This is a genomic window from Baekduia sp. (assembly GCF_035685985.1).
Classification (GTDB): domain Bacteria; phylum Actinomycetota; class Thermoleophilia; order Solirubrobacterales; family Solirubrobacteraceae; genus Baekduia.
In genome coordinates, this window is record NZ_DASRZV010000024.1 from 555,239 (window position 1) to 582,236 (window position 26,998).

Annotated in this window: 23 protein-coding genes; 17 read left to right on the forward strand and 6 right to left on the reverse strand. The window is 74.9% G+C overall.

What is annotated here, in order from left to right; genetic code table 11:
• Positions 1–31: 31 nt before the first annotated feature.
• Complete coding sequence (locus VFG42_RS14960) at positions 32–1,117, forward strand: enolase C-terminal domain-like protein (protein WP_324909539.1); 1,086 nt, start codon at positions 32–34, stop codon at positions 1,115–1,117.
• Between the two features lie 14 nt (positions 1,118–1,131).
• Here the strand turns inward: VFG42_RS14960 and VFG42_RS14965 are convergent, their stop codons facing one another.
• Together VFG42_RS14965 and VFG42_RS14970 are read right to left on the reverse strand one after the other, a co-directional pair.
• Complete coding sequence (locus VFG42_RS14965; RefSeq protein WP_324909540.1) at positions 1,132–1,710, reverse strand: XRE family transcriptional regulator; 579 nt, start codon at positions 1,708–1,710, stop codon at positions 1,132–1,134.
• Positions 1,711–1,728: 18 nt separating this feature from the next.
• On the reverse strand, positions 1,729–2,892 hold the full coding sequence (locus VFG42_RS14970) for an FAD-binding oxidoreductase (RefSeq protein WP_324909541.1): 1,164 nt from the start codon (positions 2,890–2,892) through the stop codon (positions 1,729–1,731).
• Positions 2,893–2,990: 98 nt separating this feature from the next.
• On the opposite strand from VFG42_RS14970, the gene VFG42_RS14975 reads away from it, so the two are divergent.
• The 5 genes from VFG42_RS14975 to VFG42_RS14995 are packed head-to-tail and all read left to right on the forward strand — an operon-like array spanning position 2,991 to position 8,595.
• Entirely contained in the window at positions 2,991–4,625 is a 1,635-nt protein-coding gene (locus tag VFG42_RS14975; protein WP_324909542.1) for an ABC transporter substrate-binding protein, read from the forward strand.
• Positions 4,626–4,650: 25 nt separating this feature from the next.
• Positions 4,651–5,694: an ABC transporter permease gene (locus VFG42_RS14980; RefSeq protein ID WP_324909543.1), complete on the forward strand. Its 1,044-nt coding sequence runs from the start codon at positions 4,651–4,653 to the stop codon at positions 5,692–5,694.
• Positions 5,691–6,593, forward strand: a complete 903-nt coding sequence (locus VFG42_RS14985) for an ABC transporter permease (RefSeq protein WP_324909544.1) — start codon at positions 5,691–5,693, stop codon at positions 6,591–6,593. The genes VFG42_RS14980 and VFG42_RS14985 overlap by 4 nt, the downstream gene beginning before the upstream one ends.
• Complete coding sequence (locus tag VFG42_RS14990) at positions 6,590–7,576, forward strand: ABC transporter ATP-binding protein (protein WP_324909545.1); 987 nt, start codon at positions 6,590–6,592, stop codon at positions 7,574–7,576. The genes VFG42_RS14985 and VFG42_RS14990 overlap by 4 nt, the downstream gene beginning before the upstream one ends.
• Positions 7,573–8,595, forward strand: a complete 1,023-nt coding sequence (locus VFG42_RS14995; protein ID WP_324909546.1) for an ABC transporter ATP-binding protein — start codon at positions 7,573–7,575, stop codon at positions 8,593–8,595. Before VFG42_RS14990 ends, VFG42_RS14995 begins: the two co-directional genes overlap by 4 nt.
• Here the strand turns inward: VFG42_RS14995 and VFG42_RS15000 are convergent.
• Complete coding sequence (locus VFG42_RS15000) at positions 8,592–9,767, reverse strand: cysteine desulfurase-like protein (protein WP_324909547.1); 1,176 nt, start codon at positions 9,765–9,767, stop codon at positions 8,592–8,594. The two genes, VFG42_RS14995 and VFG42_RS15000, sit on opposite strands and share 4 nt — an antisense overlap.
• Positions 9,764–10,159, reverse strand: coding sequence for a Rid family hydrolase (locus VFG42_RS15005; RefSeq protein WP_324909548.1), 396 nt, complete (start codon positions 10,157–10,159; stop codon positions 9,764–9,766). Before VFG42_RS15005 ends, VFG42_RS15000 begins: the two co-directional genes overlap by 4 nt.
• A gap of 59 nt (positions 10,160–10,218) precedes the next feature.
• Here VFG42_RS15005 and VFG42_RS15010 point away from each other — a divergent pair, with 59 nt between their 5' ends.
• The 7 genes from VFG42_RS15010 (at position 10,219) to VFG42_RS15040 (ending at position 19,906) form a co-directional block, all read left to right on the forward strand.
• Positions 10,219–11,388 carry a Xaa-Pro peptidase family protein gene (locus VFG42_RS15010; RefSeq protein ID WP_324909549.1) on the forward strand — a complete coding sequence of 390 codons (1,170 nt, stop codon included), beginning with the start codon at positions 10,219–10,221 and terminating at the stop codon, positions 11,386–11,388.
• A 32-nt stretch (positions 11,389–11,420) separates the two neighbouring features.
• On the forward strand, positions 11,421–12,767 hold the full coding sequence (locus tag VFG42_RS15015) for a M20/M25/M40 family metallo-hydrolase (protein WP_324909550.1): 1,347 nt from the start codon (positions 11,421–11,423) through the stop codon (positions 12,765–12,767).
• A 9-nt stretch (positions 12,768–12,776) separates the two neighbouring features.
• Positions 12,777–15,131 (forward strand): HAD-IC family P-type ATPase, encoded by a 2,355-nt coding sequence (locus VFG42_RS15020; RefSeq protein ID WP_324909551.1) that lies wholly within the window; start codon positions 12,777–12,779, stop codon positions 15,129–15,131.
• 21 nt (positions 15,132–15,152) lie between these two features.
• Positions 15,153–16,793 carry a thiamine pyrophosphate-binding protein gene (locus VFG42_RS15025; RefSeq protein WP_324909552.1) on the forward strand — a complete coding sequence of 547 codons (1,641 nt, stop codon included), beginning with the start codon at positions 15,153–15,155 and terminating at the stop codon, positions 16,791–16,793.
• A gap of 33 nt (positions 16,794–16,826) precedes the next feature.
• Positions 16,827–17,606, forward strand: a complete 780-nt coding sequence (locus tag VFG42_RS15030) for a cyclase family protein (RefSeq protein ID WP_324909553.1) — start codon at positions 16,827–16,829, stop codon at positions 17,604–17,606.
• Positions 17,607–17,687: 81 nt separating this feature from the next.
• Positions 17,688–18,851, forward strand: coding sequence for an FAD-dependent oxidoreductase (locus tag VFG42_RS15035; RefSeq protein WP_324909554.1), 1,164 nt, complete (start codon positions 17,688–17,690; stop codon positions 18,849–18,851).
• A 5-nt stretch (positions 18,852–18,856) separates the two neighbouring features.
• A complete protein-coding gene (locus VFG42_RS15040) occupies positions 18,857–19,906 on the forward strand; it encodes a Dyp-type peroxidase (RefSeq protein ID WP_324909555.1) in 1,050 nt (349 codons plus the stop codon).
• Here the strand turns inward: VFG42_RS15040 and pdxY are convergent.
• Positions 19,903–20,769, reverse strand: coding sequence for a pyridoxal kinase PdxY (gene pdxY / locus VFG42_RS15045; protein WP_324909556.1), 867 nt, complete (start codon positions 20,767–20,769; stop codon positions 19,903–19,905). The genes VFG42_RS15040 and pdxY overlap by 4 nt on opposite strands.
• 219 nt (positions 20,770–20,988) lie before the next feature.
• Here pdxY and VFG42_RS15050 point away from each other — a divergent pair, with 219 nt between their 5' ends.
• The 4 genes from VFG42_RS15050 to VFG42_RS15065 all read left to right on the forward strand — a co-directional run bounded on the left by VFG42_RS15050 (position 20,989) and on the right by VFG42_RS15065 (position 26,353).
• Positions 20,989–21,876 (forward strand): ABC transporter ATP-binding protein, encoded by an 888-nt coding sequence (locus VFG42_RS15050; protein ID WP_324909557.1) that lies wholly within the window; start codon positions 20,989–20,991, stop codon positions 21,874–21,876.
• Entirely contained in the window at positions 21,873–23,465 is a 1,593-nt protein-coding gene (locus tag VFG42_RS15055; RefSeq protein ID WP_324909558.1) for an ABC transporter permease, read from the forward strand. The genes VFG42_RS15050 and VFG42_RS15055 overlap by 4 nt, the downstream gene beginning before the upstream one ends.
• A gap of 93 nt (positions 23,466–23,558) precedes the next feature.
• A complete protein-coding gene (locus VFG42_RS15060; RefSeq protein ID WP_324909559.1) occupies positions 23,559–24,602 on the forward strand; it encodes an FAD/NAD(P)-binding oxidoreductase in 1,044 nt (347 codons plus the stop codon).
• 32 nt (positions 24,603–24,634) lie between these two features.
• Positions 24,635–26,353 carry a GAF domain-containing sensor histidine kinase gene (locus VFG42_RS15065; protein WP_324909560.1) on the forward strand — a complete coding sequence of 573 codons (1,719 nt, stop codon included), beginning with the start codon at positions 24,635–24,637 and terminating at the stop codon, positions 26,351–26,353.
• Here VFG42_RS15065 and VFG42_RS15070 read toward each other — a convergent pair.
• Entirely contained in the window at positions 26,236–26,997 is a 762-nt protein-coding gene (locus VFG42_RS15070; RefSeq protein WP_324909561.1) for a response regulator transcription factor, read from the reverse strand. The two genes, VFG42_RS15065 and VFG42_RS15070, sit on opposite strands and share 118 nt — an antisense overlap.
• Position 26,998: the final 1 nt, after the last annotated feature.

Genomic DNA, 26,998 nt, shown 5'->3' on the forward strand with positions numbered 1-26,998 from the left:
TCGCCTGGCGCGTTCGGGTTACCACGGGGACATGGCCCGGCTCGAGGTCCGCGTCTACGAGATCCCCACCGACGGCCCCGGCGGCCGCGAGAGCGACGGGACGCTGGAGTGGTCCTCGACGACCTGCGTGATCGTCCTCGCCCACGAGGGCGGCCGGACGGGCCTCGGCTACACCTACGGCCCGGCCGCGGTCGGGCGCTTCGTGCTCGACGAGCTGGCGCCGATCGTCGGCGACGCCGACGCGCTCAAGCCCGCGCAGACGTGGTCGCGGATGAACGTCGCGATCCGCAACGCCGGCCGCGAGGGCGTCGGCGCGATGGCGGTCTCGGCGGTCGACACCGCGCTCTGGGACCTCGCCGCGCGGCTGATCGGCGTGCCGCTCGTCACGCTCCTGGGCCAGGTCCACGACGAGGCCGCGATCTACGGCTCGGGCGGCTTCTGCAACTACGACGCCGACCGGCTCCAGGAGCAGCTCGGCGGCTGGGCGCGGCAGGACGTCGGGCGCGTGAAGCTGAAGGTCGGGCGCGACCCGCACGCCGACGCGGCGCGCGTCGCGCTGGCCCGCGAGGCGATCGGGCCGCACGTCCGGCTGATGGTCGACGCCAACGGCGCCTACCAGGCGAAGGAGGCGATCGCCTGGGCGCACCGCTTCGCCGGCCAGGGCGTCGACTGGCTGGAGGAGCCGGTCTCCAGCGACGACCTGCGCGGGCTGGCCGAGGTCCGCCGCCAGGGCCCGCCCGGCGTGATGATCGCCGCCGGCGAGTACGCGTGGGACGCCTTCGACCTCCAGCGGATGCTCGACCACGACGCGGTCGACGCGCTCCAGGCCGACGTCACGCGCTGCGGCGGCTTCACGAGCTTCCGCCACGTCGACGGCCTCTGCCGCGCGCGCGAGGTCCCGCTGTCGGCGCACTGCGCGCCCGCGCTGAGCCTGCACGCGATGTGCGCCGCGGAGACCGCGCTGCACCTCGAGTACTTCCACGACCACGTCCGGATCGAGTCGATGCTCTTCGACGGCGTCCCGGACCCGCGCGACGGCGCGCTGGCGCCCGACCTGTCGCGCGTCGGCAACGGCCTGACGCTGAAGGCCGCCGACGTCGAGCCGCTGGCGCTCTAGTGTCGTGCGCCGGGCTACAGCGGCGGCGGCGAGTCCACGCAGATGAGCCGCAGCGGCGCCTCGGCGCTCGCGTTGCGGAACAGGTGCGGGCGGTCGGCGCGGTAGTAGGCCGAGTCGCCGGCGTTCAGCGTCTGCGGCTCGGTCGTGTCGACCTCCAGCAGCAGCGTGCCGTCGAGCACGTGGACGAACTCCTCGCCCGCGTGGTGGCCGCGCTCGGCCATGCTCGACCCGGGCTCCAGCTCCAGCAGCATCGGCAACATGGTGCGGTTGGTCCCGGAGGCCAGCAGGTACATCGTCGTGCCCTCCTCCGGCGACCGCAGCAGGCGCGTCTCGCCGGCGCGGACGACGTCGGGGTCGGCGTGCTCGGCCGACGGCAGCAGGTCGATGATCGAGATGCCGTAGTAGTCGACCAGCCGCGTCAGGCGGCCGATCGTGATGTCGCTGCGGCCGTTCTCGACCAGCGACAGGAACGACGCGGAGATCCCGGTCTCCTTGGCCACCTCGCCCAGCGACAGCCGACGAGCGCCCCTCAGCGCCCGCAGCTGGGCGCCGAGGAAGGCTTGTTGGCTGGGCGAGTCAGCGGCCGAAGACATCGGGGCGCACCATAACGGTCAGACGACCTGCAGCTCGGGCGTGAGCGTCCCGTCGGCGAAGCGCGAGGGGGAGAGGGCCGACATCCAGTCCTCGACCTCGCCGGTGGCCACGCCGTCGGCGATCACGCGGCCGATCGCGGGCGCCATCATCAGCCCGCGGCCGTTGAGGCCGGCGGCGACGAACAGGCCGTCGTGGCCGTCGATCGCGCCGAGCACCGGCTGGCGGTCGGGCGTCACGTCGTAGAAGCCCTCGACGAGCACGGGGAACGACACGTACTCGAGGATCGGCAGCGTCGCGGTGATCGCGCGGCGCACGTTGCGGTGCCAGTCCTCCTTGCCCTCGTCCGGACGGCTGCCGCCGCCGAGGTCGCTGGCCAGGACCGAGCCGTCGGCGAGCTGCTTGGCGGCGAAGTGCAGCTCGGGCACGACGACCAGTGGCTCCAGCAGCCGCTCGCGGATCGGGTCGGAGTAGAACAGGTACTTGGGCTCGCGCTCGATCGGCAGCTCGACGCCCAGCGGGCCCAGCAGCTTCGGCGTGTCCCACGCGGCGGCGACCACGACCGCGCCGGCGCGGGCGACCTCGCCGCCGGCCAGCTCCAGCCGCCAGCCCTCGCCGTCGCGCGCGATCCGCTCGACGCGGCGGCCGACGAACGTCGCGCCGTCGCGTGCGGCCGCGTCGGCGAACGCGCCGACGACGGCCAGCGGCCGGTCGAAGTAGCCGTCCTGGTCGCACCAGACGCCGCCGACGACCTCGCTGGTGTCCAGCCCCTCGACCAGCTCGCCCGCCTCCTCCGGCGTGACCTCGCGCGACGGGATGCCCAGCTTGTGCTGCAGCTCCAGGCGCTCGCGCTGGGCGGCCAGCTCGGCCTCGCCGCGCGCCACGAACAGGTAGCCGCAGGCCGTCAGCCGCGGGTCGACGGCGGGCGCGAGGCGCTCGCCGATCTCGTTGTAGAAGGCGTAGGCCTCGCGCGCCATCCGGCACGCGACCTCGGTGCCCCACTGCTGACGCACGCCGCCCGGCTGGACCGCCGTCGCGCCGGAACCGATGCCCGTCCCGTCGAAGGCGGCTACCGTGAGCCCGCGCTGGGACAGATGCCACGCCGCCGACAGACCCGTGATCCCCGCGCCGACGATCGCGACGTCGACGCTCTTCCCGAGCGACTCATTCAAAGAACTGGACATTCCGGCCAGCATATTGAATAGAATGCGCGGCGGCTCCCTGAGAGCCCACCCTGAACATTGATTTGGCGCGTCCGGCGCGTGGAGGAGTTGGAGAGCACATGCAGATCAGCAGGCTTGGAAGGACCGTCGGCCTCGCCGCTGCCGTTGGCGCGCTCGGCGTCGCCGGCTGTGGCGGCAGCGCGTCGACCGATTCGCCGGCGGCGACCGGCAGCACGGGCGGCACCGCCAAGGCCGCGGGCGCGCCGAGCGGCACGCTCGTCGTCGACCAGTCGTTCGTGGACAAGGGCATCGACCCGGGTCACGAGTTCACGCCGACCAACAACATGCTCGTCAAGGCGATGTACGACACGCTCGTGACGTTCGAGCCCGGCAAGACCGACCCGGTCCCGTCGCTGGCCGAGTCCTGGAAGGGCACCAAGGACGCCAAGTCCTTCACGTTCACGCTGCGCGACGGCGCGAAGTTCTCCGACGGGACCCCGGTCACCTCGGCCGACGTCGTCTTCTCGCTCAACCGCCTGGTCAACCTCCAGAGCAGCGGCGCCTTCCTGCTCGACGGCGTGACCGTCACCGCGCCCGACGACAAGACCGTCGTCGTGAAGTCCAAGACGTCCAACCCGGCGCTCCTGCGCATCCTGGCCACCCCGCCGACCTCGATCCTGAACTCGAAGGTCCTCAAGGCGCACGGTGGCACGGACGCCAAGGACGCCAACAAGGCGGACAAGGCCGAGGCGTACCTCCAGACCGCGAGCGCCGGGTCTGGTCCGTACGTCCTCGGCGCGGCGCAGCAGAACCAGCAGTACACGCTGAACGCCAACCCCAAGTACTGGGGCGAGGCCAAGGGCTACCCGAAGGTCGTCGTCCGCAACATGGCGGCGCCGACCCAGCTGCTCAACGTCCAGCGCGGCAGCAACGAGATCGCCCTCGACCTCTCGGCCCAGCAGGCCGGCACGCTGAAGTCCAACGGCGCGCTGCAGGTCACCACCGACGCCTCGGTCAACATCTTCGACGTCGAGGCCAACATGGACAGCGGCGTGTCGCCGACCGGTGACGCGGCCGTCCGCAAGGCGATCCGCCTCGCGCTCGACTACGACGGCTACGCGAAGCTGTCGGGCGCCGGCGCGGTCCAGGCGCCGGGCGTGATCCCGTCGCAGTTCCTCGGCGCGCTGCCGCAGTCCGACGCGGTCAAGCAGGACCTCGACGCGGCCAAGCAGGCGCTGGGCGGCAAGTCCGGCATCAAGGTCAAGCTGTCCTACCCGTCCGACGCGACGCCCAACGGCGTGTCGTTCGCCTCGGTCGCCCAGAAGGTCAAGTCCGACCTGGGCAAGATCGGGATCGACGTCTCGCTGGACGGCCGCCCGGCGGTCACGTTCCTGAAGAACTACGCCGCGGGCAAGAACCAGATGAGCGTGTCCTACTGGGGCCCGGACTACCCGGATCCCAACGACTACCTCGTCTACGCGCCGGGCGCCCCGGGCACCAGCCGCGCCAACGACAACAAGTACACCAAGGCGGACGCCCCCGACCTCGCCGCGTTGGGCGAGAAGGCCGGCCGCACGCTGGACGACGCGGAGCGCGGCTCGCTGTTCCAGGAGCTGCAGCGCGGCTTCAACAAGGACAGCCCGTACTTCCCGCTGTTCCAGCCCGCGCAGGCGATCGTCGGGTCCAAGAACCTGACGAACGTCGTGCTCGACCCGACGTACACCCTCAACATCCCGGCCGTTGGCGGCAACTGAGACAACCGCCGCCGTCCCGGCACCCGTGCGAGCGCGTCGAAAGACGCGCTCGCACAAGCCGCTGGTCCGGTTCCTGGCGCGCCGCCTCGGCGCGCTGGTCCTCCTGCTGATCGGGATCACGATCGTCTCGTTCGTGCTCACGCAGGCGGTGCCGGGCGACCCGGCGCTGGCCAACCTCGGCCAGAACCCGACGCCCGAGGCCATCCACGCCTTCCACGAGAAGTACGGCCTGGACGACTCGCTGCCGCAGCAGTACCTGACCTACATGGGGCACCTGCTCCAGGGTGACCTCGGCACCTCGCAGCAGACCCATCAGGCGGTCACCCACGACCTCGGCGTCGCGATCCCGGCGACCGCCGAGCTGGCGCTGTTCTCGATCGTCCTCAGCGCCCTGTTCGGCATCGGCCTCGGCGTGCTCGCCGCGCTGCGGCGCGACACCGCCGTCGACGCCGGCGTCCGCGTCGTGACGCTGGCCGGCATCTCGCTGCCGATGTTCTGGTTCGGCCTGATCGCGCTGTACCTGTTCTTCTTCAAGTGGGGGCTGCTGCCCGGCGGCGGGCGCATGAGCCCGACCGTCACGCCGCCGCCCGACGTCACCGGCTTCGACACGATCGACTCGCTGCTGGCCGGCAACCTCAGCGCGTTCTGGGACGCGTTCAAGCACCTGATCATGCCCGGCCTCGTGCTCACGGCCTACAACGTCAGCCTGATCGCGCGCTACACGCGCTCGGCGGTGCTCGAGGTCCTGAACGCCGACTACGTCCGCGCCGCGCGCGCCAAGGGCCTGCCCGACCACGTCGTCGTCACGCGCTACATCCTGCGCGGGGCGCTGCCGTCGATCGTCACCGTGCTCGGCCTCGTCTTCGCGTCGGTGCTGGCGGGGGCGGTCCTGGTCGAGAACATCTTCAGCTGGCCGGGCATCGGCCAGTACGCCTACAAGAGCGCCGTGTCGCTGGACCTGCCCGCGATCATGGGCGTCTCGATCTTCATCGCCTTGGTCTACGTCATCATCAACCTGATCGTCGACCTGCTGTACGCGGCGATCGATCCGCGGGTGCGGCTGTCGTGAGCGCCCAGCCCGCCGTCCTGCCGCCCTCGCGCCTGGCGCGCCTGCGCCGCCGCGCGGGCACGAAGACCGCCGGCTCGGCCTGGCGTCGCCCGACCATGGTGGTGGGGTTGACGATCGCGGCCGCCTGGATCCTGATCGCGATCTTCGCGCCGCTGATCGAGCCCCACGACCCGCTCGCGCAGGACTTCGCGATCACGCAGGCGCCGTCGTCCGGCCACCTCTTCGGCACCGACGAGCTGGGCCGCGACATCCTCAGCCGCGTCATGGAGGGCGCCCGGCACTCGCTGCCGCTCGCGCTGCTGCTCGTCGCGCTGTCGGGGACGATCGGCACGGTCCTCGGCGTCGTCGCGGGCTACGTCGGCGGCTGGGTCGACGGCGTGGTCATGCGCCTGGCCGACCTCGTCTCGGCGTTCCCGGCGATCGTGCTGGCGATGGTCGTCACCGCCTCGCTGGGGCCGTCGACGCGCAACGCCGTGCTCGCGCTGGTGATCGTCCAGTGGCCGATCTACGCGCGCGTCGTGCGCTCGCTGGTGCTGTCGATCGGGCAGGCCGAGTACGTCCAGGCCTTCCGCCTGCACGGCGCGTCGGCCGCGCGCGCGATGCGCAAGGAGGTCCTGCCCAACGTCGTCGGGCCGATCGTCGTGCTCGTGGCGATCTACCTGGCCGACGGCCTCTTGCTGCTGGCCTCGCTGTCGTTCCTGGGCCTCGGCACGCAGCCGCCGACGCCGGAGTGGGGCTCGATGGTCTCGGTCGGCACGCAGTACTTCCAGAACTGGTGGATGGCGACGTTCCCCGGCCTGGCGATCTTCACCGCCGTGCTGGCCTTCAACTTCATCGGCGACGGGCTGCGCGACGTGTTCGACCCGCAGTCGAGCTTCCGCGAGGAGGACAAGTCGTGACCGCGCTGCTGACGCTGGAGGACCTGTCGATCCGCCTGGCGACGCCCCGCGGCCCGCGCACGGTCGTGCACCGCGTCGACCTGGAGGTCGAGGCGGGGCAGATCTACGGGATCGCGGGCGAGAGCGGCAGCGGCAAGACGCTGACGATGCTGTCGCTGCTGGGCCTGCTGCCGCGCGGCGGCGTCGCGTCGGGCTCGGCGCGCTTCGACGGGCGCGAGGTGCTCGGCTCGGGGGCCGACGCCAGCGCCCGGCGCGCGCTGCGCGGACGCGACCTGGCGATGGTCTTCCAGGACCCGATGACCTCGCTGCACCCGATGCTCACGGTCGGCAAGCAGATGACCGAGCACGCGCGCCGGCACCTGAAGCTGTCCAAGAAGGACGCCGAGGCGCGCGCCGTGCAGATGCTCGCCGACGTGCGCATCCCCGACGGCGAGGCCGCGCTGCACGCCTACCCGCACGAGTTCTCCGGCGGCATGCGCCAGCGCATCGCGATCGCCATCGCGCTGATGTGCGAGCCGCGCGTGCTGATCGCCGACGAGCCGACGACCGCGCTGGACGTGACCGTGCAGGCCGGCATCCTGCGTCTGCTGGACCGCCTGCGTCGGGAGAAGGGCATGTCGGTGGTGATGATCACCCACGACCTCGGCGTGATGTCGTCGATCGCCGAGCGCATGTCGGTGATGTACGCCGGGCGCGTGATCGAGAGCGGCGACGCCGCCGACGTCCTCAAGCGGCCGGGCCATCCCTACACGCGCGCGCTGCTGGGCGCGCTGCCGCACCCGGGCGCGGGCGCGCAGACCGAGCTGCGGTCGATCCCCGGCATCCCGGCCAGCCCGCTGGACCCGCCGCCCGGCTGCGCGTTCCACCCGCGCTGCCCGTTGGCCGTCGACTCCTGCCGGGTCGACGTGCCCGCGCTGATCGCCGACGGCGACCACGCGGTCGCCTGCCCGGTGACGATGACCGAGAAGGAGGCCGTCGCGTGAGCGTCGCCGTCGATGCCCCCGTCCTGGAGATCGAGGACCTCGAGGTCGTCTACGAGCGCCGCGGCCGCGACCCGGTGCGCGCCGTCGCCGGCGTGTCGCTGTCGGTGCGCCGCGGCCAGATCCTCGGCCTGGTCGGCGAGAGCGGCTGCGGCAAGTCGACGCTGGCGCGCGCGGTCGTCGGCCTGGAGCAGCGGGCCGCCGGCCAGGTGCGCTTCGAGGGCGCCGAGGTCGCGCCGCTGACGCGTCGCGCGCGGCCCGCGCAGCAGACGCGGCTGCAGATGGTCTTCCAGAACCCGTTCTCGTCGCTGAACCCGCGGCGCAAGATCGGCGCGCAGCTGCGCGAGGCGCTGGCGATGGCCGTCGGCGCCGAGAGCGGGCGGGTGTCCGACGCGCGCGTGACCGAGCTGCTGGAGCAGGTCGGCATGCCCGCGAGCGCCGCCGAGCGCTACCCGCACCAGTTCAGCGGCGGCCAGCGCCAGCGGATCGCCATCGCCCGCGCGCTGGCGGCGGGCCCGTCGGTGATCGTGCTCGACGAGCCGCTGTCGTCGCTGGACGCCTCGGCCCAGGCGCAGATCGCCAACCTGCTCGTGCGGCTGTCGCGCGAGCTGGACCTGGCGCTCGTGCTGATCTCCCACGACCTGGCGATCGTCCAGCACATCGTCGACGAGGTCGCGGTCATGTACCTGGGCAAGTTGGTGGAGACGGTCCCCAGCGGCGAGCTGTGGGAGCGCCCGGCGCACCCGTACACGGAGGCCTTGATCGGCTCGATCCCGCGCGCCGACGGCGAGCGGACGCTGCCGGTCGCGCTGGAGGGCGAGGTCCCGGACCCCAGCGCGCCGCCGGCGGGCTGCCGCTTCCACCCGCGCTGCCCGTACGCGATGGACCGCTGCCGCGTGGAGGAGCCGCCCGCGTTGGACGTCGGCGGCGGGCGCACCGCCGCCTGCTGGCTGCAGGAGGGCGCCCAGACGCCGCGCCGTCCCGCGGAGGCGGCCGCCGCGCTGGCCGCGCGCGTCGCCTAGGCGAGCGCGGCGGTCAGCCCGGCCAGCACGGCGTCGATCTCGTCGGCCGTGGTGTAGTGGAACACGCCGAGGCGCAGCGCGCCGCGCCGGGCGTAGAGGTCCTTCAGGCCCAGGCAGTAGAAGCTGTCGCTGGCCGAGGCGGCGATGCCGCGCGCCACCAGCGCGTCGGCGACCGTCGCCGCGTCGCGGTCCTCGAAGGCCACCAGGAACGTCGGGACGCGGCCCTCCATCGTGGGGCGGCCGATCAGGCGCGCGCCGTCCAGCTCCCGCAGGCCGTCGAGCAGCCGCTGCCCGAGCGCCATCGCGTGGGCGTGGCCGGCGCCCGCGGCGTCGACCTCGTGCCAGTAGTCGACGGCGGCGGTGAAGCCGGCGAGCTGCTCGTAGGGCTGGGTGCCGGTCTCGAAGCGGCTGCCGACCGGCGCGTCGGGCGCGGGGCGGACCTTGTAGGGCCGCCACGCCTCCAGGACCTCGGGGCGCCCGTAGGCGAGGCCGAGGTGCGGGCCGCAGAACTTGTAGGGCGAGCAGGTCAGGACGTCGGCGCCGAGCGCCTCGACGTCGACCGGGACGTGCGCGGCCGCGTGCGTGGCGTCGATCCAGGCCAGGGCGCCGTGGGAGTGGGCCAGCGCGCAGACCTGGGCGGCGTCGACCAGCGTGCCGATCGAGTTGGCCGCCCACGTGAACGCGACCACGCGCGTGCGGTCGTTGAGCTGGGCCTCGAGGTCGGCGAGGTCGAGCGTGCCGGTCGCCTCGTCGATGCCCGCGGTCCGGACGACCGCGCCGGTGTCGTGGGCGACCTCCAGCCACGGGGAGACCGAGGCGTCGTGGTCCAGGCGGGTGACGACGATCTCGTCGCCGGCCTTCAGGTCGCGGGCCAGCGCGCGCGACAGCGCGAAGTTCAGCGACGTCATGTTCTGGCCGAAGACGACCGCGCCGCGGTCGGCGTTCAGGAAGCGGCCGGCGGCGGCGCGGGCGTCGGCGACGATCTGCGCGACGCGCTCGCTGGTCGCGAACGTGCCGCCGAGGTTGGCGGCGGCGTCGCGCATCGCGGTCGCCACGGCGGCGCGGACGCTGTCGGGCACCTGGCTGCCGCCGGGCGTGTCGAAGAACGTCAGGTCGCCGCGCTGCAACGCGGCGAAGCGGGCGCGGACGGCGGCGACGTCGTAGCCGCTCATGCGGCGACCGGGCCGGAGGCCAGCGCGTCGATCTCGACCTCGACCAGGCAGTCCTTGGGGATCAGGTCGGCGACGAAGAGCGTGGTGTTGGCGGGGTTGACGCCGTCGAACGCCTCGCCGTGGGCCTCGACGGCGGCGCGCCAGTCGGCGCCGGCCAGGAGGTAGACGCGCGTGCGGAAGACGTCCTCGCGGGTCGCGCCGAGCTGCGCGGCGGCGTCGAGGGCGCGGCGCAGGCACTCGCGCGTCTGCTCGCCCACGTCGTCGGCGGGGACGCACGCGCCGGTGGCGTCGGTGGCGGCGGTGCCGGCCACCGAGACGAGGTCGCCCGCGCGCGTCGCGCGCGAGTAGGAGGCCAGCTCCTCGAACGGGCTGCCGCTTCTGAGCGTGTGCATACGGGCCAGCCTAGCGGTCGCTTCAATATCTTGGACGCCGCGTGCACTATTCTGCGGACATGGCCACGCCCTCCGTCCTCATGTACGCCGACACGACGCGCTCCGCCGAGCTGCGCAACGAGGTCCCGCACACCGTGCACGACTCGTTCCTGTACATCGAGCACGAGGGGCGCAAGTACACCGTGTTGCGCTCGCTGGAGGTCGCGCGGATGTCCGAGGTCCCGGGCATGACCGCCCTGCCGCTGGAGGACTTCGGGCTCGACGAGCTGGTCGCCTCCGGGCTCTCCGGCGAGGACGCCGCGCTGGAGATCGCGCTGCGCGCGTGCCGCAGCCTCGGCGTGCGGAGCGCGATCGTCCCCTCCGCCTTCCCGGTCCGCCACGCCGACCACCTGCGCGCGGGCGGCATCGAGCTGACGGTCGACGCCGAGGGCTTCACCGAACGCCGCCGCGTCAAGAGCCCCGCGCAGCTGGCGGGCGTCAAGCGCGCCCAGACCGCCGCCGAGGCGGCGGTGGCGTCGGTCGGCGCGGCGCTGCACGCGGCCGAGGTCGACGCCGACGGCGGCCTGCTCCTCGACGGCTCGCCGCTGACCTGCGAGCGCCTGAAGGAGGGCGTCGCGCTGGCGTTCCTGCGCAACGGCTGCGGCGGCGACGACGTCATCGTCGCCCACGGGCCGCAGACCTGCATCGGCCACCACTCGGGCTCCGGCCAGGTCCGCACCGGCGAGCCCGTCACCGTCGACCTCTGCCCGCGCGACCCGGAGACCGGCTGCTACACGGACATCACGCGGACGTTCGTGCACGGCGAGGTGAGCGACGAGCTGCGGTTGTACTACGGGTTGGTCAAGGACTCGATCGAGCGCGTCCACGCGGCGATCCGCCCGGGCCTGCCGGTCCGCGAGCTGCACCGCATCTCGTGCGCGCCGTTCGAGGAGGCCGGGCAGCCGACGCGCCTGTCCAAGCAGCCCGGGACCGTCCTGAACGAGGGCTTCTTCCACTCGCTCGGCCACGGCGTCGGCCTGGAGATCCACGAGGCGCCGCACCTGGACCAGAACGACGACGTGCTCGTCGCCGGCGACGTGATCGCGGTCGAGCCCGGCTGCTACCGCCAGGGCTTCGGCGGCGTGCGCCTGGAGGACCTCGTGCTGGTCACCGAGGACGGCGGCGAGCTGCTGACCGACTACCCGTACGAGCTGACGCCGGCGCCGGTGTCGCGCGGGGTCGCGGTATGACTCGCGCTGAGCGCTCGCAAACCGGCCGCGGCGTGAGCGCGTTCGTCGACCGCGAGCGGGACCGCCTCGTCGAGGAGTGGCGCGCGATCTGCCGGATCCCGTCGGTCTCCGGCGCGCGCGACGCGATCGCCGCGTGCGCCGACTGGATCGAGGCGCGCATGGACGGGCTCTTCGACGACGTCCGCCGGATCGACATCCCCGACCAGGGCCCGCTGCTGGTCGGCGTCCTGAACGGCACCGGCCCCGGCCGGCTGCTGCTGTACACGCACTACGACGTCCAGCCCGCCGGCGACCCGGCGCTGTGGACGTCGGACCCCTTCGGCGCCGAGGTCCGCGACGGCAAGATGTACGCCCGCGGCGCCTGCGACGACAAGGCCGACGTGACCGCGCGCCTGGCGGCGCTGGAGGCCTGGCGCGAGGCGCGCGACGGCGCGCCGCCGCCCTACACGGTCATCTTCCTGGCCGACCCCGCCGAGGAGATCGGCAGCCCCGGGCTGGCCGAGGCGCTGGAGGCCAACGCGGACCTCCTGCACGCCGACGCCTGCCTGTGGGAGAGCTTCCTGCGCGACGAGGACGGGCGCCCCGGGATCGGCTTCGGCTGCCGCGGCAACCTCCAGGTGACCCTCGCGCTGCGCACGTTGCGCGCCGACCAGCACACCGCGTTCGCCTCGGTCCTGCGCTCCGCGCCGATCGAGCTGATGCGCGCGGTGACGTCGCTGGTCGACGCCGACGGGACGATCGTCGTCGACGGCTTCCGGGACGGCGCGCTCGCGCCGACCGAGGAGCAGCTGGCCGCCGCCGCGGCAATCCCTCTGCCGACCGCGGCGGTCAGCGTCGACGGCGTACGCCCCTACGTGACCGACGGCGACGACGTCGGCCTCGCGCTGCGCCTCGTCTTCGAGCCCTCGATGTCGATCGCCCAGATGCTCGTGGGCGCCGACGGCGTGGGCTCGGTGCCGGCCCAGGCGAGCGTGACGCTGCGCTTCAGCCTCGTGCCCGACCAGGACCCCGAGCGGGCGCTGGCCGCGATCCGCGCGCACCTGGAGCGCCACGGCTTCGGCGAGGTCGAGGTCACGCCGGGCCGCATGATCTGGCCCGCGGCCTCGCCGATGGACACGGCCTTCGCGCGCGCGACGATCGCCGCGGCCGCCGACGCGTTCGGCGAGCCCGTCGTCTACCCGGTGCTGATCGGCGCCGGCCCCGGCCGCATGGTCCTCGACCACCTCGGCGCGCCCGTCATCTCGCCCGCGGGCACGCTGCGGCCGGACGGCAACATGCACGGTCCCGACGAGCACGGGGCGGTCGAGGACTACCTCGACCATGTCCGCTTCTCGATCCGCGTGCTGGAGCGCCTGGCCGAGGAGGGCGGTCCCGCTTAGGATCGGGGCATGGCCGCCCCCGCCGCCGTCGCCCCCGCCGTCGGGCTCACCGAGCAGGAGGCGCGGCGACGGCTGGAGGAGGGCGGGCGGCACGAGCCGCAGGCGACGAGCCGCTCCTACGCGAGCATCGTCCGCGCCAACACGCTGACGATCTTCAACCTGATCCTCGCGGTCTTCGGCGTGCTGACGCTGGCCTTCGGGGACCCGCGCGACGCGCTGTTCCTGGGGACGCTGGTCGCCAACACCGGCATCGGGATCGTCCAGGAGGTGCGCGCCAAGCGCGCGCTGGACCGCCTGGCCGCGCTGGTCGCGCCGAGCGCGCTGGTCGTCCGCGACGGCACCGCGCGCGAGGCGGCGGTGGCCGAGGTCGTCGTCGGCGACCTCGTGCGCGTCAAGGCCGGCGACCAGATCGTCGCCGACGGCCGGCTGGCCGAGGCGCACGGGCTGACCGTCGACGCGTCGGTGCTCACCGGCGAGTCCGAGCCCGAGGTCGTCGAGGCCGGCGACGAGGTGCGGTCCGGGTCGTTCGTGGCCGACGGAGCGGGCGCCTACGTCGTCGACGCGGTCGGCGCCGACAGCTACGCGGGCCGCGTGACCGGCGAGGCGCGCCAGTTCCGCCACCCGCGCTCGCCGCTGGAGCGCGCGGTCAACCGCCTGCTGTTCTGGCTGGTCGGGTTGATGGTGGTCCTGGGCGCGGTGCTCGGCTACGCGCTGGCCCAGCGCGACGCGTCGGCGTCGGACGCGGTCTCGACCTCGACGGCCGCCGTGCTCTCGATGGTCCCCGAGGGCCTGGTCCTGCTCGTCAGCCTGACCTACGCGGTGGCCTCGCTGCGGATGGCGCGCCAGGGCGCGCTGGCCCAGCAGCTCAACGCGATCGAGTCGCTGGCCGCGGTCGACGTGATCTGCACCGACAAGACCGGGACGCTGACCGAGGCGGCGCTGCGCGTGGTCGACGTGATCCCGGCCGAGGGCGTGGAGCGCTCGGCGGTGGAGGCGGCGCTGGCCCGCTACGGCGCGGGCACGCCCGAGCGCAACGGGACGCTGGAGGCGGTCGCGCAGGCCTATCCGGCCGAGCCGCTGGTGACGACCGCGCGCGTGCCGTTCTCCTCGCGGCGGCGCTGGAGCGCGATCACGGTGGACGACGGCGAGACGCTGGCCTTCGGCGCGCCGGAGCGGTTCGCGCTGGGCGCGCTGGCCGACGTCGCCGAGCGGACGGCGGCCGAGGGGCGGCGGGTGCTGGCGATCGCGGCGGGCACCGCGTCGCTGCCGGACGCCGTGGCCGACGACGCCGGGCCGCCGTCGGACCTGTCGTTGTTGGGGTTGGTGGTCCTCGGCGAGCAGCTGCGCCCCGAGACGCGCGAGATGATCGCGTTCCTGCGGGCCGAGGGCGTCGCCGTGAAGGTGCTGTCGGGCGACGCGCCGCGGACGGTCGCGGCGATCGCGCGCGACGCGGGCATCGAGGTCGGCGACGCGCCGCTGAGCGGCGCCGAGCTGCCGTCCGACCCGGTGCGGCTGCGCGAGGTGGCGGAGCGCACCGGCGTCGTCGGGCGCGTCTCGCCCGAGGACAAGCGGCGCTTCGTCCAGGCGCTGAAGGACCAAGGCCATTATGTCGCGATGGTCGGCGACGGCGTCAACGACGTGCCCGCGCTGAAGGCCTCGCGGCTGGCGATCGCCCAGGGCAGCGGCGCCCAGATGGCGCGCAGCGTCGCCGACCTCGTGCTCGTCCGCGACAGCTTCGCGGTCGTGCCGCCGATGGTCGACCAAGGCCGCCAGTCGCTGCGCAACCTCCAGCGCGTGGCCAAGCTGTACGTGACGAAGTCGGCCTTCGCGGCCTTCCTGATCCTGCTGATCGGGACGACGTCGACCGCCTACCCGCTGCTGCCGCGGCACTTCACGCTGGCGGCGACGATCACGATCGGCATCCCGACGTTCTTCCTGGCCTTGGCGCCCAGCAGCGGGCCGTGGCGCTCGCCGTCGTTCGTGCACGACGTCGCGCGCTTCGCGGTCCCGTCCGGGACGCTGGTCGGCGTCGGCGTGCTGGCCAGCTACCTGTTCGCCATCCACCCGCTGGCGATGGGGCTGACCGAGTCGCGCACGGTGGCGATCACCGTGCTGATCGTGCTCGGGCTGTACCTCATCCTGGTCCTGGAGGCGACCGGCCTCAAGCGCCGGACGATCGTCTCGGTGGCGGTCGCCGCGCTCGCCGGGCTCTACGTGGCGGCGCTGGCGCTGGGGCCGACGCGCGACTTCTTCGACCTCGCCACGCCCAACGTCGGCATCGTCCTCACCGCGCTGTGCGGCAGCGCCTTCTCGATCTTCGCCCTCTGGCTGAGCGACTTCGCGCCGGGGTCGGGCGGCCGCTGACGATGAGGTAGGTTGCCGCCGATGGAGACCGCCGCCGACGTCGTCGGGAGCACGCTGGCGCGCCTGGGCGTCGACACGGCGTTCGGGCTGATGGGCAGCGGCAACCTCGTCGCGACCAACGCGCTGGTGGCCGGCGGCGCCACGCTGCACGCCGCGCGCCACGAGGGCGGCGCGGTCGGGATGGCCGACGGCTGGGCGCGCGTGACCGGCCGGGTCGGCGTCGCGTCGGTGCACCAGGGGCCGGGGTTGACCAACACCTTGACCGCGCTGGCCGAGGCGGCGAAGGCGCGGACGCCGTTGTTGGTGTTGTCGGGGGAGACCCCGGCCTGGGCGCTACGCTCGAACTTCCGGATCGATCAGCACGGCCTCGTGGAGTCGGTGGGCGCGGTCGCCGAGCGGCTGCACGCGCCGTCCTCGGCGGCGGCCGACGCCGCGCGGGCGCTGCGCCGGGCCGCGGTCGAGCGCCGGCCGGTCGTGCTGATGCTGCCGATCGACCTGCAGGCCCAGGGGGCGGGGGAGGCCGGGGCGGCCGCGGAGCCCGCGCCGGTCCCCGCGCCGCCCGCGCCCACCGCCGCCGCCATCGCGGAGGCCGCCGCGCTGCTGGCGGGCGCGCGGCGCCCGGCGATCGTCGGCGGCCGCGGCGCGGTCCTGGCCGGCGCGGGCGAGGCGCTGCGGGCGCTGGGCGACCGCGTCGGCGCGCTGCTGGCCACGTCGGCCGTGGCGCACGGGCTGTTCGCGGGCGACCCCTACAACCTGGGCATCTCCGGCGGCTTCGCCTCGCCGTTGGCCGCCGAGCTGCTGCCCGAGGCCGACGTGATCCTCGCCTTCGGCGCGACGCTCAACCACTGGACCACGCGCCACGGCGCGCTGATCGGCGACGGCGCGCGCGTGATCCAGGTCGACCTCGACCCGTCCGCGCTCGGCGCCCACCGCCCGGCCGACGTGGCGATCGTCGGCGACGTCGCGGCCGCCGCGCGGGCGCTGGCCGACGCGGTGCCGGAGGCTCCGGGCTGGCGCGGCACGCCGGACCTCGCGGCGACGATCGCGTCCCGCCGCTGGCGCGACGAGCCCTACGAGGACGTCTCGGGCGACGCCCACGTCGACCCGCGCACGCTGAGCATCGCGCTCGCCGACCTGCTGCCCGAGGACGTCGCGATCGCCGTCGACTCCGGCCACTTCACCGGCTACCCGGCGATGTACCTCGACGTCGCCGACCCGCGCGCGTGGCTCTTCGCCAACGCCTTCCAGGCCGTGGGCCTCGGCCTCGGCTGCGCGATCGGCGCCGCGGTCGCGCGGCCGGACCGCGTCACGGTCGCCGCGCTGGGCGACGGCGGCGCGTTCCTGTCGATCGCCGAGATCGAGACCGCCGTCCGGCTCGGCCTCCGGCTGCTGGTGGTCGTCTACGACGACGCCGCCTACGGCGCCGAGGTCCACCACTTCGAGCCGCTGGGCCGCGACGTGTCGTCCGCCCGGTTCCCCGACGCCGACCTCGCCGCGATCGCGCGCGGCATGGGCGCGGAGGGGATCACGGTGCGCGGCGTCGCCGACCTGGCGCCGGTCGCGACGTGGCTGCGGGCCGGAGCCGGCCCGCTCGTCGTCGACGCCAAGGTCGACCCCACCATCTGCGCCGCGTGGCTCGAAGAGGCCTTCCGCGCGGGGTAGCACGAACACCATCAACAAGGAGCCTGAACGCCCGTGTCCAGCACCGCCGTGACCGACCTGTTGGCCGCCCTCGCCGACGGCGCGGTCGAGGTCGTCGACCTCACCCAGCCGCTCAGCGAGACCACGCCGGTGCTGGTCCTGCCCGAGCCGTTCGCCAACACGCCGCACCTCTCGCGGCGACGCCTGAGCCGCTACGACGACGACGGCCCCGCGTGGGCGTGGGACGTCCTGGAGCTGGGCGAGCACACCGGCACGCACTTCGACGCGCCCGTGCACTGGATCACCGGCCAGGACGGCGACGACGTCGCCTCGGTCGCGCCGTCGCGGCTCGTCGGGCCGGTCGCGGTGATCGACCGCAGCGCCGCGGTCGCGCGGGACGCCGGCGACCTGCTGACCGTCGAGCACCTCGAGGCCCACGAGGCCCAGCACGGGCCGCTGGAGCCCGGGACGTGGGTCGTCCTGCGCACCGGCTGGGGCGCGCGGGCGCAGGACGAGGCCGCGTTCCTGAACGCCGGCCCCGAGGGCCCGGTCACGCCCGGCCCCGACGTCGCGGCGTCGAAGTGGCTGGCCGAGCATCCCAACGTGGTCGGCTTCGGCGTGGAGACCGTCGGCATCGACGCCGGCGCGGCCGGCGGCTTCGACCCGGCGTTCCCGCTGCACAACTTCCTGCTGGGCGCCGGCCGCTACGGCCTGACCCAGCTGGCCAACGTCGACCGCCTGCCCGCCCGCGGCGCGCTGATCGTCGTCGCGCCGCTGAAGCTCGTCGGCGGCACCGGCAGCCCGTCGCGCGTGCTCGCCTTCGTGCCGCGCTGAGCGCCGGTCCCGGGAAACTACGGACGCGATCCGCGGGGCCGTGCCGATGGCCCCGCGGCGCGCCGGTGGGACGGTGGTCGCATGATCTTCGAGCACCGCCACGACCCTCTCCGCGTCGTGATCGCCGGCGGTGGCGTCGCGGCCCTGGAGGCGCTGCTCGCCCTGCGCGACCTGGCGCCCGGCCGCGTCGCGCCGGTGCTGATCGCCGACCAGGAGGACTTCCTGTACCGCCCGCTGCTGGTCGGCGAGCCGTTCGGGCTCGGCCGTCCGCGGCGCCACCGGCTCGCCGACCTGTGCGCCGACCACGGCGCCGAGCTGATCGCCGGCCGGGTCACCGCGGTCGCGCCCGGCGACCACCAAGTGGCGATCGCCGGCCGCGCGCCCGTGGACTACGACGAGCTGATCGTCGCCACCGGCGCACGGCCCTACCCGGCCTTCGAGGACGGCGTGACGTTCGACCGCGACCTGTCGGGCGAGGAGTTCGACGAGGCCCTGGCCGACCTCGCCCACGGCCTGGCGCCGCACGTCGCGATCGTCGTCCCGACCGGCGTCGGCTGGACGCTGCCCGCCTACGAGCTGGCGCTGCTGACCGCCGCGTGGGGCGCGCGCCACCACGCCGACGAGCACCGCGTGACGCTGCTGACGCCGGAGCGCGCGCCGCTGGAGGCCTTCGGCGCGGCGGCCTCGCGCGAGGTCGGCGCGCTCCTGGACGCGGCGGGCGTCGCGCTGTTCCCGGGCGTACACGCCGACGTCGTCACCGCGAGCTCCCTGCGCGCCGGCGGCTCGTGGATGGACGCCGACCGGATCGTCAGCCTGCCGCTGCAGGCCGGCCCGCGGATCGCCGGGCTGCCGTGCGACGAGCACGGCTTCATCCCGTCCGACGCGCGCGGGCGCGTGGCGGGCGTGGACGACGTCCACGTCGCGGGCGACGCCGGGACGTTCGCGGTCAAGCAGGGCGGCCTCGCCGCCCAGCAGGCCGAGGCGGTCGCGGTCGACCTCGCGCGCCGCGCCGGCGCGCTGGTCGCCCAGGTCCCGAGCCCGCGCGTGCTGCGCGGCGTCCTGCTGACCGAGCACGGCCCGCGCTTCCTGCGCGCCGAGCTGGGCGATCCGGACGGCACGTCGGAGCTGTCGGCCCAGCCGCTGTGGTGGCCGCCGACGAAGATCGCCTCGCGTCGCCTCGCGCCCTACCTGGCGCGGCTGGAGGCCGAGGGGCGCGGGCCCGGGGCGGTGGCCATGAGAACATGATGGTCATGGACAAGGGAGCCTGGGATCGCGTTCCGATCGACGCGCAGAGCGTGGACGCGCCGCTGTCGCGCTCGGCGGTGTTCCTGGTGTTGTCGGTCGGCGCGGGCGACGAGGACCTCGCGACCGTCCGCGACGTGCTCGGCGCGGTCGGCGACCTCGTCAAGAACGTGGGCTTCCGCGACCTCAACGGGCGGCTGTCCTGCGTCGTCGGGATCGGCTCGGCGCTGTGGGACCGCCTCTCGCCGCGGCGGCGCCCCGCCGACCTGCGGCCGTTCCCGGAGGTCCGCGGCCCGGTCCACACCGCGCCCTCGACGCCCGGCGACCTGCTCTTCCACCTGCGCGCCGAGCGCGAGGACATGACCTTCGAGCTGGAGCGCCAGCTGCTGGACCTGCTCGGCGACGTGACCACGGTGGTCGACGAGACCGTCGGCTTCCGCTACTTCGACGCGCGCGACCTGCTCGGCTTCGTGGACGGCACCGCCAACCCGACCGGCGCCGACCTGCCCGGCGCCGCGCTGATCGGCGACGGCGACGACCCGGACTTCGCGGGCGGGAGCTACGTCGTCGTGCAGAAGTACCTCCACGACCTCGACGCCTGGGGCGCGCTGAGCACCGAGCGCCAGGAGGCGATCATGGGCCGCACCAAGAGCGACAACATCGAGATCGACGACGACGGCGCGCCGCGGTTGTCGCACAAGTCGCTGGCGACGATCGACGACGGCGCGGGCGGCGAGCTCGACATCCTGCGCGACAACATGCCGTTCGGCCGCCCCGGCGCGGGGGAGTTCGGCACCTACTTCATCGGCTACTCGGGCCGCCTGTGGGTCACCGAGCGCATGATCGAGCGGATGTTCGTCGGCGCCCCGCCCGGCGCCTACGACCAGCTGCTGGACTTCTCCACGGCGGTCACCGGCGCGACGTTCTTCGTGCCGACGGCGAGCATGTTGGAGGACTTGGCGCAGGCGCCGGAGGACGCGGAGGAGGCCGCGCCGGAGCCGGAGCCCGCGGAGCCCTCGCTCGGCATCGGCTCGCTGCGCGACGCGCCCGCGTCTTAGGCGTCCAGCGGCTCGGCCGCGAACACGCGCGCCGGCTCGACCAGCTGGTCCTGCGCCGCGACGAGCACCAGCTCGCGCGAGCCGGCCGCCGCGGTGGCCTCCAGCACCGCGTAGGTCGCCGACGCCGCGCGGCTGAGCGCCTCGGCCACCGACCCGGTCCGCGTGCGGTGCACGTAGAACAGCGCGGCGATCGCGTCGCCCGCGCCGTTGAGCGACAGGTCCAGCCGCGGCGTGCGCACGCGCCACAGGCGCCCGCCCTCGCCCGCGACGAGGTCGACCGCGTCCTCCGGCGTGTCCTCCAGGTGCACCGACGTCACCAGCACGGTCCTCGGCCCGAGCGCCTGGACGGCCGCGACCGCCGCGGCCAGGTCGCGCGGCGTCCGGCTGACGATCCCCGACAGGTAGTCCAGCTCGAAGTGGTTGGGCGTGACGACGTCGGCCTTGGGCACCGCCTGGTCGCGCATCAGCTCCGGGATGCCGGGCCGCACGAAGACGCCGCGCCCGACGTCGCCGATGACCGGGTCGCAGCAGTAGGTCGCGTCCGGGTTGGCGCCGCGCACGCGATCGACGGCGGCGAGGATCGCGGAGCCGACGTCGGCCGAGCCCATGTACCCCGACAACACGCCGTCGCAGCGCCCGAGCACGCCGCGCGCCTCGATGCCGTCCAGCAGCTCGTCGACGAACTGGCCGTCGAAGACCCGGCCCGTCCACTCGCCGTAGCCCGTGTGGTTGGAGAACTGCACGGTGTGGATCGGCCAGGCCTCCACTCCGAGGCGCTGCATCGTGAAGACCGCGGACGCGTTGCCGACGTGCCCGAAGGCCACGTGAGACTGGATCGACAGGACGTTCAGCGGCGCCGACATGGAGCGACATGATGGCCGATCGGAGCGACGCGCTCGGTCCCGGCATCGCAGCCGGGACCGCTCGCGCGAGCTCTGCGATCGTCACTGAGTGGGTCGCCTAGCTGACCTTTGGCATCACCGGAGAACGCGACGGTCATCCGTCCGGTGTCCCGACGCGGACCGCGGACGTCCCGCTTCCGTTCGCGCGACCGCTGAGCGCCGTCATGCCATGATCGCGCCATGGCGGCGATCGAGATCGACGGGCTCGTCAAGCGCTTCGGCCATGCGACGGCGCTCGACGGGCTGAGCCTCGCCGTGGCCGACGGCGCCGTGCACGGCTTCCTCGGCCCCAACGGCGCGGGCAAGTCCACCACCTTGCGCGTCCTGCTCGGGCTGCTGACCGCTGACGCCGGCACGGTCCGGCTCCTGGGCGGCGACCCGTGGCGGGACGCGGTCGCGCTGCACCGCCGCCTGGCCTACGTGCCGGGCGACGTCAACCTGTGGCCGAACCTCAGCGGCGGCGAGATCATCGACGTGCTCGGTGGCCTGCGCGGCGGGCTGGACGAGCGCCGCCGCGCGGAGCTGGTCGACCGCTTCGGGCTCGACCCCACCAAGAAGGGCCGGGCCTACTCCAAGGGCAACCGGCAGAAGGTCGCGCTGATCGCCGCGCTGGCCTGCGACGTCGAGCTGTACCTGTTCGACGAGCCGACCACGGGCCTCGACCCGCTGATGGAGGCGGCCTTCCAGGAGTGCGTGCGCGAGCTGCGCGCCGCGGGCCGGACCGTGCTGCTCTCCAGCCACATCCTCGCCGAGGTCGAGGCGCTCTGCGACCAGGTCAGCATCGTCCGCGACGGGCGCGTCGTCGACGGCGGCTCGCTGGACGACCTGCGCCACCTGCGCCGCACGACGATCGTCGCCGAGACGACCGCGGCGCCCGACGACCTCGTCGCGCTGCCCGGCGTCCACGACGCCCACGTCGACGGCCACCGGGTGCGGCTGTCGGTCGACGCGCCCGCGCTGGAGGCCGTGATGCGGCGGCTCGCCGCGCTCGGCGTGCGCACGCTGGAGTCGCGGCCGCCGACGCTGGAGGAGCTGTTCCTGCGCCACTACGACGAGGCCGCCGCGTGAGCGACCTGGCCGGGACCCGGCCGCTGCTGGGCCTCGCGCTGCGCCGCGACCGGCTCGTCGTGGTCCTGTCGGCGCTGGGCATCGCCGCGCTGCTGGTCGTCACCGCGCTCAGCTACCAGGGCCTCTACCCGACCCAGGCCGACCGCGCCCGCGCCGCGCTGGCGATCACCGACAACGCCGCGCTGATCGCGGTCGCCGGGCCGCCGCGCGCGCTGGACTCGATCGGCGGGCTGACCGCGTGGAAGTCCGGGCTGTGGGCGGCGATGGCCATGGCCTTGGTCTGCGCGCTGCTGGCCGTGCGCCACACGCGCGGGGAGGAGGAGCGCGGGCAGACCGAGCTGCTGCTGTCGACCGCGACCGGCCGGCTGGCGCCGACCGCCGCCGGGCTGACGCTCGTCGCGCTGCTGAACGTGGCCGCCGCCGTGCTGACCGCGCTGGGGCTGATCGCGGTCGGCACCGACGCGGCCGGGGCGGTCGCGCTGGCGCTGTGGATCGCCGGGGCGGGCCTGGTCTTCGGCGCGCTCGGCGCGCTGGCCGGCCAGCTGGTCTCGACCGCGCGCGCGGCCAACGGGCTCGCCGCCGCGACGATCGGCGTGGCGTTCGCGCTGCGCGCGCTGGGCGACACCGGCGGCGGCGCGCTGACGTGGCTGTCGCCGCTGGGCTGGGGCGAGGAGCTGCACGCGTTCGCGGGCGAGCGCTGGGCGCCGCTGTCGTTGTACGCGATCGCCACGCCCCTGGTCCTGCTGGCCACGCGCGCGCTGCGGCGACGGCGCGACCTCGGCTCGGGGATCGTCGCCGCCCGCCGCGGCCCCGCGCGGGCCGCCGCCGGCCTGCCGCGCCCGCTGGGCCTCGCGCTGCGCCTGCAGCGCGCGAGCCTGATCGGCTGGACGCTCGGCCTGCTCGTCGCCGGGATCGGTTTCGGCGCCGTGACCAAGAGCGTCGACGACCTCGCGCGCGGAGGGGAGGGCAAGCTCGGCCAGGTCGTCCTGCGCGGCCACGCCGCCGACCCGCGCGACGCGTTCGTCGCCACGCTGGCCACGCTGCTGGCGCTGATCGCCTCCGGCTTCGCGGTCCAGTCCGCGCTGCGCCCGCACGGCGACGAGACGACCGGCCGCGCCGAGCCGCTGCTGTCGACCGCGCTCGGGCGCCGCGGCTGGGCCGGATCCCATCTCGCGCTCGCGTTCGCCGGCACCGCGCTCGTCCTGCTGGCCACCGGGATCGGCCTCGGCGTCGGCGACGTGCTCGCCGGCCGCGGCCTCGACGACCTCGCGCGCGACGCCGGCGCCGCGCTGGCCCACGCGCCCGCGGTCTGGGTCCTGGCCGGGCTGGCGACGCTGCTGCTCGGCGCCGCGCCGCGCGCCGTCGGCCTGGCCTGGGGCGCGATCGTCGCCTGCTACGTCGTCTTCGTCGTCGGCCCGATCCTCGACGTCCCCGGCTGGGTGCTGGACCTCTCGCCGTTCCAGCACGTCCCGCTGCTGCCCGCCGCCGACCTCGACGTCGTGCCGCTGTTGTGGCTGACCGCGATCGCGCTGGCGCTGTCGGCCGCCGGGCTCGCCGCGCTGGCCCGGCGCGACGTCGCGACCGGCTGACCGCCCCGGCACGGGGCCTGCGGGATCGCCGCACCGCGATCTGCGGCGCTTCACGGCAGACAGCCCGCGGGCCGGCGGCCACGCTGGGGGAGCATGCCCTCCGTCCGTCCTCCGAGCGTGGTCGTCGTCGGCGGCGGCCCCGCCGCGACCGAGCTGGGCTTCGTGCTGCGCGAGCACGCCCCCGGGGCGGTCGCGCTGACGTACGTCGTCCCGCCGCCCGGCGCCAGCGCGCGGCCGATGCCCGGCGTCGAGGCGTTCTCCGAGGCGCGCCGCCGCGCCCACGACCTGCCGACGGTCGTCTCCGCGCTCGGCGCGCGGCTGCGCTCGGGCCGCGTCGTCTCGGTCGACGGCGACCGTCACCGCGTCCAGCTCGCCGACGGCGGCGTCGTCCCCTACGACCTGCTCGTGCTCGCGCCCGGCGCCCGCGCCCGCCGGGTCCTCGACTCGGCCGCGCTGACGCTCTACGGCGACGCCGGGCCGATGGCCGCCGACCGCGTCATCGCCGAGCTGCACGGCGACCACCGCCGCCCGCTGTCGTTCGTCGTCCCGCCCGGCGTGACGCGGGCGCCGTCGCTCTACGAGCTGGCCGTGCTCGCCGGCCTGGAGGCGCGCGCCCGCGCCCCCGGCGCCCGGCTGCGGCTGTTCACGCCCGAGCCCGCGCCGCTGAGCACCTTCGAGCGCGGCGCGCGGACGGGCATCGCGGACCTGCTGGAGGAGGCGGGCGTGGCCGTCGTGCCGTCGGCGTCGGTCTTCGAGGCGCTCGACGGCCGCGCCCGGGTCGGCGCGGTCCGCACGCTCCTGGGCGACGACCACCTCGTCGCGCTGCCGGTGCTCGAGGGCCCGGCGCTGCCCGGCGTGCCGACGACGCCCGACGGCTTCATCCCGATCGACGACCACGGCGCGGTCTGCGGCCTGGAGGACGTGTTCGCCGCCGGGGACGGGACGACGTGCCCGGTCAAGCACGTCGACGTCGCCTGCTCGCAGGCCTCGACGATCGCCGACGTGATCGCCGCCCGCGCGGGCGTCGAGGAGATCCTGCCGGGGCCGTGGTCGGCCGACATCCTCGAGCACCAGCTGGACGAGCACGGGCTCGGTCCGCTGCGCCACGACCGGCTCGGCGCGGCCAGCTGCCGTTGACGGCGGCCGGTGAGCGACCGTATCGTCGGACGATGCCCGACGCCGGCCGGCTGGACCGTCTCGCCGTGGTGGCCCGCGAGCTGGTCAGCGAGTTGGACCTTGAGGAGGTCCTGGAGCGGCTCCTGGAGACCGCGCGAGAGCTCACCGGTTCGCCGTTCGCCGCGCTCGGCGTCCTGAACGCGGCGCGCGACGGTCTGGAGCGCTTCGTGGAGCGCGGGATCAGCGATGAGCGCCGCGCGCTGATCGGCGACCCGCCGCGCGGCCGCGGCGTGCTCGGCCTGCTGATCGACGACCCGCGCCCGCTGCGCCTCGACGACGTCCGCGGCCATCCGCTGGCCTTCGGGACGCCGTCCGAGCATCCGGTGATCACGACGTTCCTCGGCGTCCCGATCACGGTCGGCGACGAGGCGTGGGGGAACCTGTACCTGTCCAACAAGCCCGGCGGCTTCACCGACGAGGACGAGTGGACGGCGATCGTGCTCGCGCGCTGGGCGGCGGTCGCGATCGAGAACGCCCGGCTCTACGAGGGGATCGACCAGCGCCGGCACGACCTCGAGCGCGCGGTCGCGCGGCTGCGCGCCAGCACCGAGATCGCGATCGCGCTCGGCGCCGAGGTCGACCGCGAGCCGATCCTGGAGCTCGTGGTCAAGCGCGCCCGCGCGCTGGTCGACGCCCGCGGCGTGGCGGTGCTGCTCGAGGCGCCCGGCGGCCTGGTCGTCGGGGCGTGCGCGGGCGAGGTCACCGAGCCGCCCGGGCCCGGCCACGTCCTGCCGATCGAGGGCACGCGCTGGGGCGAGGTCCTGGCGCGCGGCGAGGCCCAGCGGATCGACGACGTCGCCGCCGACGGCCGGCTGGACCCGGCGCCACTCGGCGCGCCCGACGCGGCGACCGCGCTGCTGGTCCCGCTGTCCTACCGGCGCCGGACGCTCGGCGTGCTGGTCGCCTTCGACCGCCGCGACGCGCGGGGCGACGCGTCCGAGGACGGGTTCGGGTCGCGCGACGCGGACCTGCTGCGCGCCTTCGCCAGCAGCGCGGCGATCGCGGTCGTCACCGCCGAGACCGTCGAGAAGTCGCGGCTGCGCACCGCGATCGAGGCGGCCGAGGCCGAACGCGGCCGCTGGGCGCGCGAGCTGCACGACGAGACGCTGCAGTCGCTCGGCGGGCTGCTGGTGCTGCTGGCCTCGGCGCACGACGGCGACGAGGCGCAGCTGCGCGCGACGACCGAGCAGGCCGTCGAGCACCTGGCCGACGAGATCGCGGGCCTGCGCTCGATCATCGCCGAGCTGCGGCCCGCGGCGCTCGACGAGCTGGGGCTGGCCCCGGCGCTGCGCGCGCTCGTGCGGCGCGCGGCGGGCGGCGCGGGGCTGGAGGCCGCCACGTACATCGCGCTGGACGAGGACACGCGGCCGGCGCCCGAGCTGGAGACCGCGGTCTACCGCGTCGCCCAGGAGGCGCTGACGAACGTCGCCAAGCACGCGCACGCGTCGCGGGTGTCGGTGCGCCTGGCCTCCGACGACGGCGAGCTCGTGCTGACGATCGCCGACGACGGCAACGGCTTCGACCCGACCGCGCCGTCGCCGGGCTTCGGCGTGGCCGGGATGCGCGAGCGCGTCGGCCTGGTCGGCGGGACGCTTCAGATCGAGCCGTCGCCCGACGGCACGATCCTGCGGGCGGCGTTCGCGGACCCGTCGCCCGCCGTCTTGCCGCCGCCGCCGGCGACGCCGTCCAGCAGCCCGCGCTCCAGCGCGTAGCGGACGAGCTCCGGACGGCCGGTGCGGCCGGTCTTCTGCTGCACGTGGGCGCGGCGCGCCTCGACCGTGCGCACCGACAGGTGCAGCAGCCTGCCGACCTCGGCGTTGGTGTGGCCGAGCGCGATCAGCCGCAGGATCTCGGCCTCGCGCGCGGTCAGCCCGTCGGGCGGCGCCGCCGGGTCGCTCGCCTGGGCCGCCGCCGCGCCGCCGCCGCCGCCGTCGTCGGTGGCCAGCTGCGCGCCCAGGCCCGGGCTGAGGAACGGCCTCCCGGCGGCCGCGCGGCGCACGGCCTCGACCAGCTCGGTCGGCGCGGCCTCCTTGAGCACGTAGCCGATCGCGCCCGAGCGCAGCGCCCGACGCGCGAACTCGGGGTCGTCCTGCATCGTCAGGACCACCACGCGCGCGGGCGCGACCTCGTGGGCGATCGCCGGCAGCGCGTCGATCGTCTCGCCGGGGCGGTGGCCCGGCATCGCGAGGTCGAGCACGACGACGTCCGGGCGCCGCGACGCGGCGGCCGCGACCGCCTCCGCGAGCGTTCCGGCCTCGGCCACGACCGACAGGTCCTCGTGCGCGTCGAGGACGTGCCGCAGGCCGGCGCGGACCATCTCGTGGTCGTCGGCGAGCACGATCGCGGTCGGTGACACG

What these genes read in the sequence shown, in the direction of transcription:
- VFG42_RS14960 (WP_324909539.1), top strand. Translation starts at nt 32, where the DNA reads ATGGCCCGGCTCGAGGTCCGCGTCTACGAGATCCCCACCGACGGCCCC.
- VFG42_RS14965 (WP_324909540.1), bottom strand. Translation starts at nt 1,710, where the DNA reads ATGTCTTCGGCCGCTGACTCGCCCAGCCAACAAGCCTTCCTCGGCGCC.
- VFG42_RS14970 (WP_324909541.1), bottom strand. Translation starts at nt 2,892, where the DNA reads ATGTCCAGTTCTTTGAATGAGTCGCTCGGGAAGAGCGTCGACGTCGCG.
- VFG42_RS14975 (WP_324909542.1), top strand. Translation starts at nt 2,991, where the DNA reads ATGCAGATCAGCAGGCTTGGAAGGACCGTCGGCCTCGCCGCTGCCGTT.
- VFG42_RS15000 (WP_324909547.1), bottom strand. Translation starts at nt 9,767, where the DNA reads ATGAGCGGCTACGACGTCGCCGCCGTCCGCGCCCGCTTCGCCGCGTTG.
- VFG42_RS15005 (WP_324909548.1), bottom strand. Translation starts at nt 10,159, where the DNA reads ATGCACACGCTCAGAAGCGGCAGCCCGTTCGAGGAGCTGGCCTCCTAC.
- VFG42_RS15010 (WP_324909549.1), top strand. Translation starts at nt 10,219, where the DNA reads ATGGCCACGCCCTCCGTCCTCATGTACGCCGACACGACGCGCTCCGCC.
- VFG42_RS15020 (WP_324909551.1), top strand. Translation starts at nt 12,777, where the DNA reads ATGGCCGCCCCCGCCGCCGTCGCCCCCGCCGTCGGGCTCACCGAGCAG.
- VFG42_RS15025 (WP_324909552.1), top strand. Translation starts at nt 15,153, where the DNA reads ATGGAGACCGCCGCCGACGTCGTCGGGAGCACGCTGGCGCGCCTGGGC.
- VFG42_RS15035 (WP_324909554.1), top strand. Translation starts at nt 17,688, where the DNA reads ATGATCTTCGAGCACCGCCACGACCCTCTCCGCGTCGTGATCGCCGGC.
- VFG42_RS15040 (WP_324909555.1), top strand. Translation starts at nt 18,857, where the DNA reads ATGGACAAGGGAGCCTGGGATCGCGTTCCGATCGACGCGCAGAGCGTG.
- pdxY (WP_324909556.1), bottom strand. Translation starts at nt 20,769, where the DNA reads ATGTCGGCGCCGCTGAACGTCCTGTCGATCCAGTCTCACGTGGCCTTC.
- VFG42_RS15050 (WP_324909557.1), top strand. Translation starts at nt 20,989, where the DNA reads ATGGCGGCGATCGAGATCGACGGGCTCGTCAAGCGCTTCGGCCATGCG.
- VFG42_RS15060 (WP_324909559.1), top strand. Translation starts at nt 23,559, where the DNA reads ATGCCCTCCGTCCGTCCTCCGAGCGTGGTCGTCGTCGGCGGCGGCCCC.
- VFG42_RS15065 (WP_324909560.1), top strand. Translation starts at nt 24,635, where the DNA reads ATGCCCGACGCCGGCCGGCTGGACCGTCTCGCCGTGGTGGCCCGCGAG.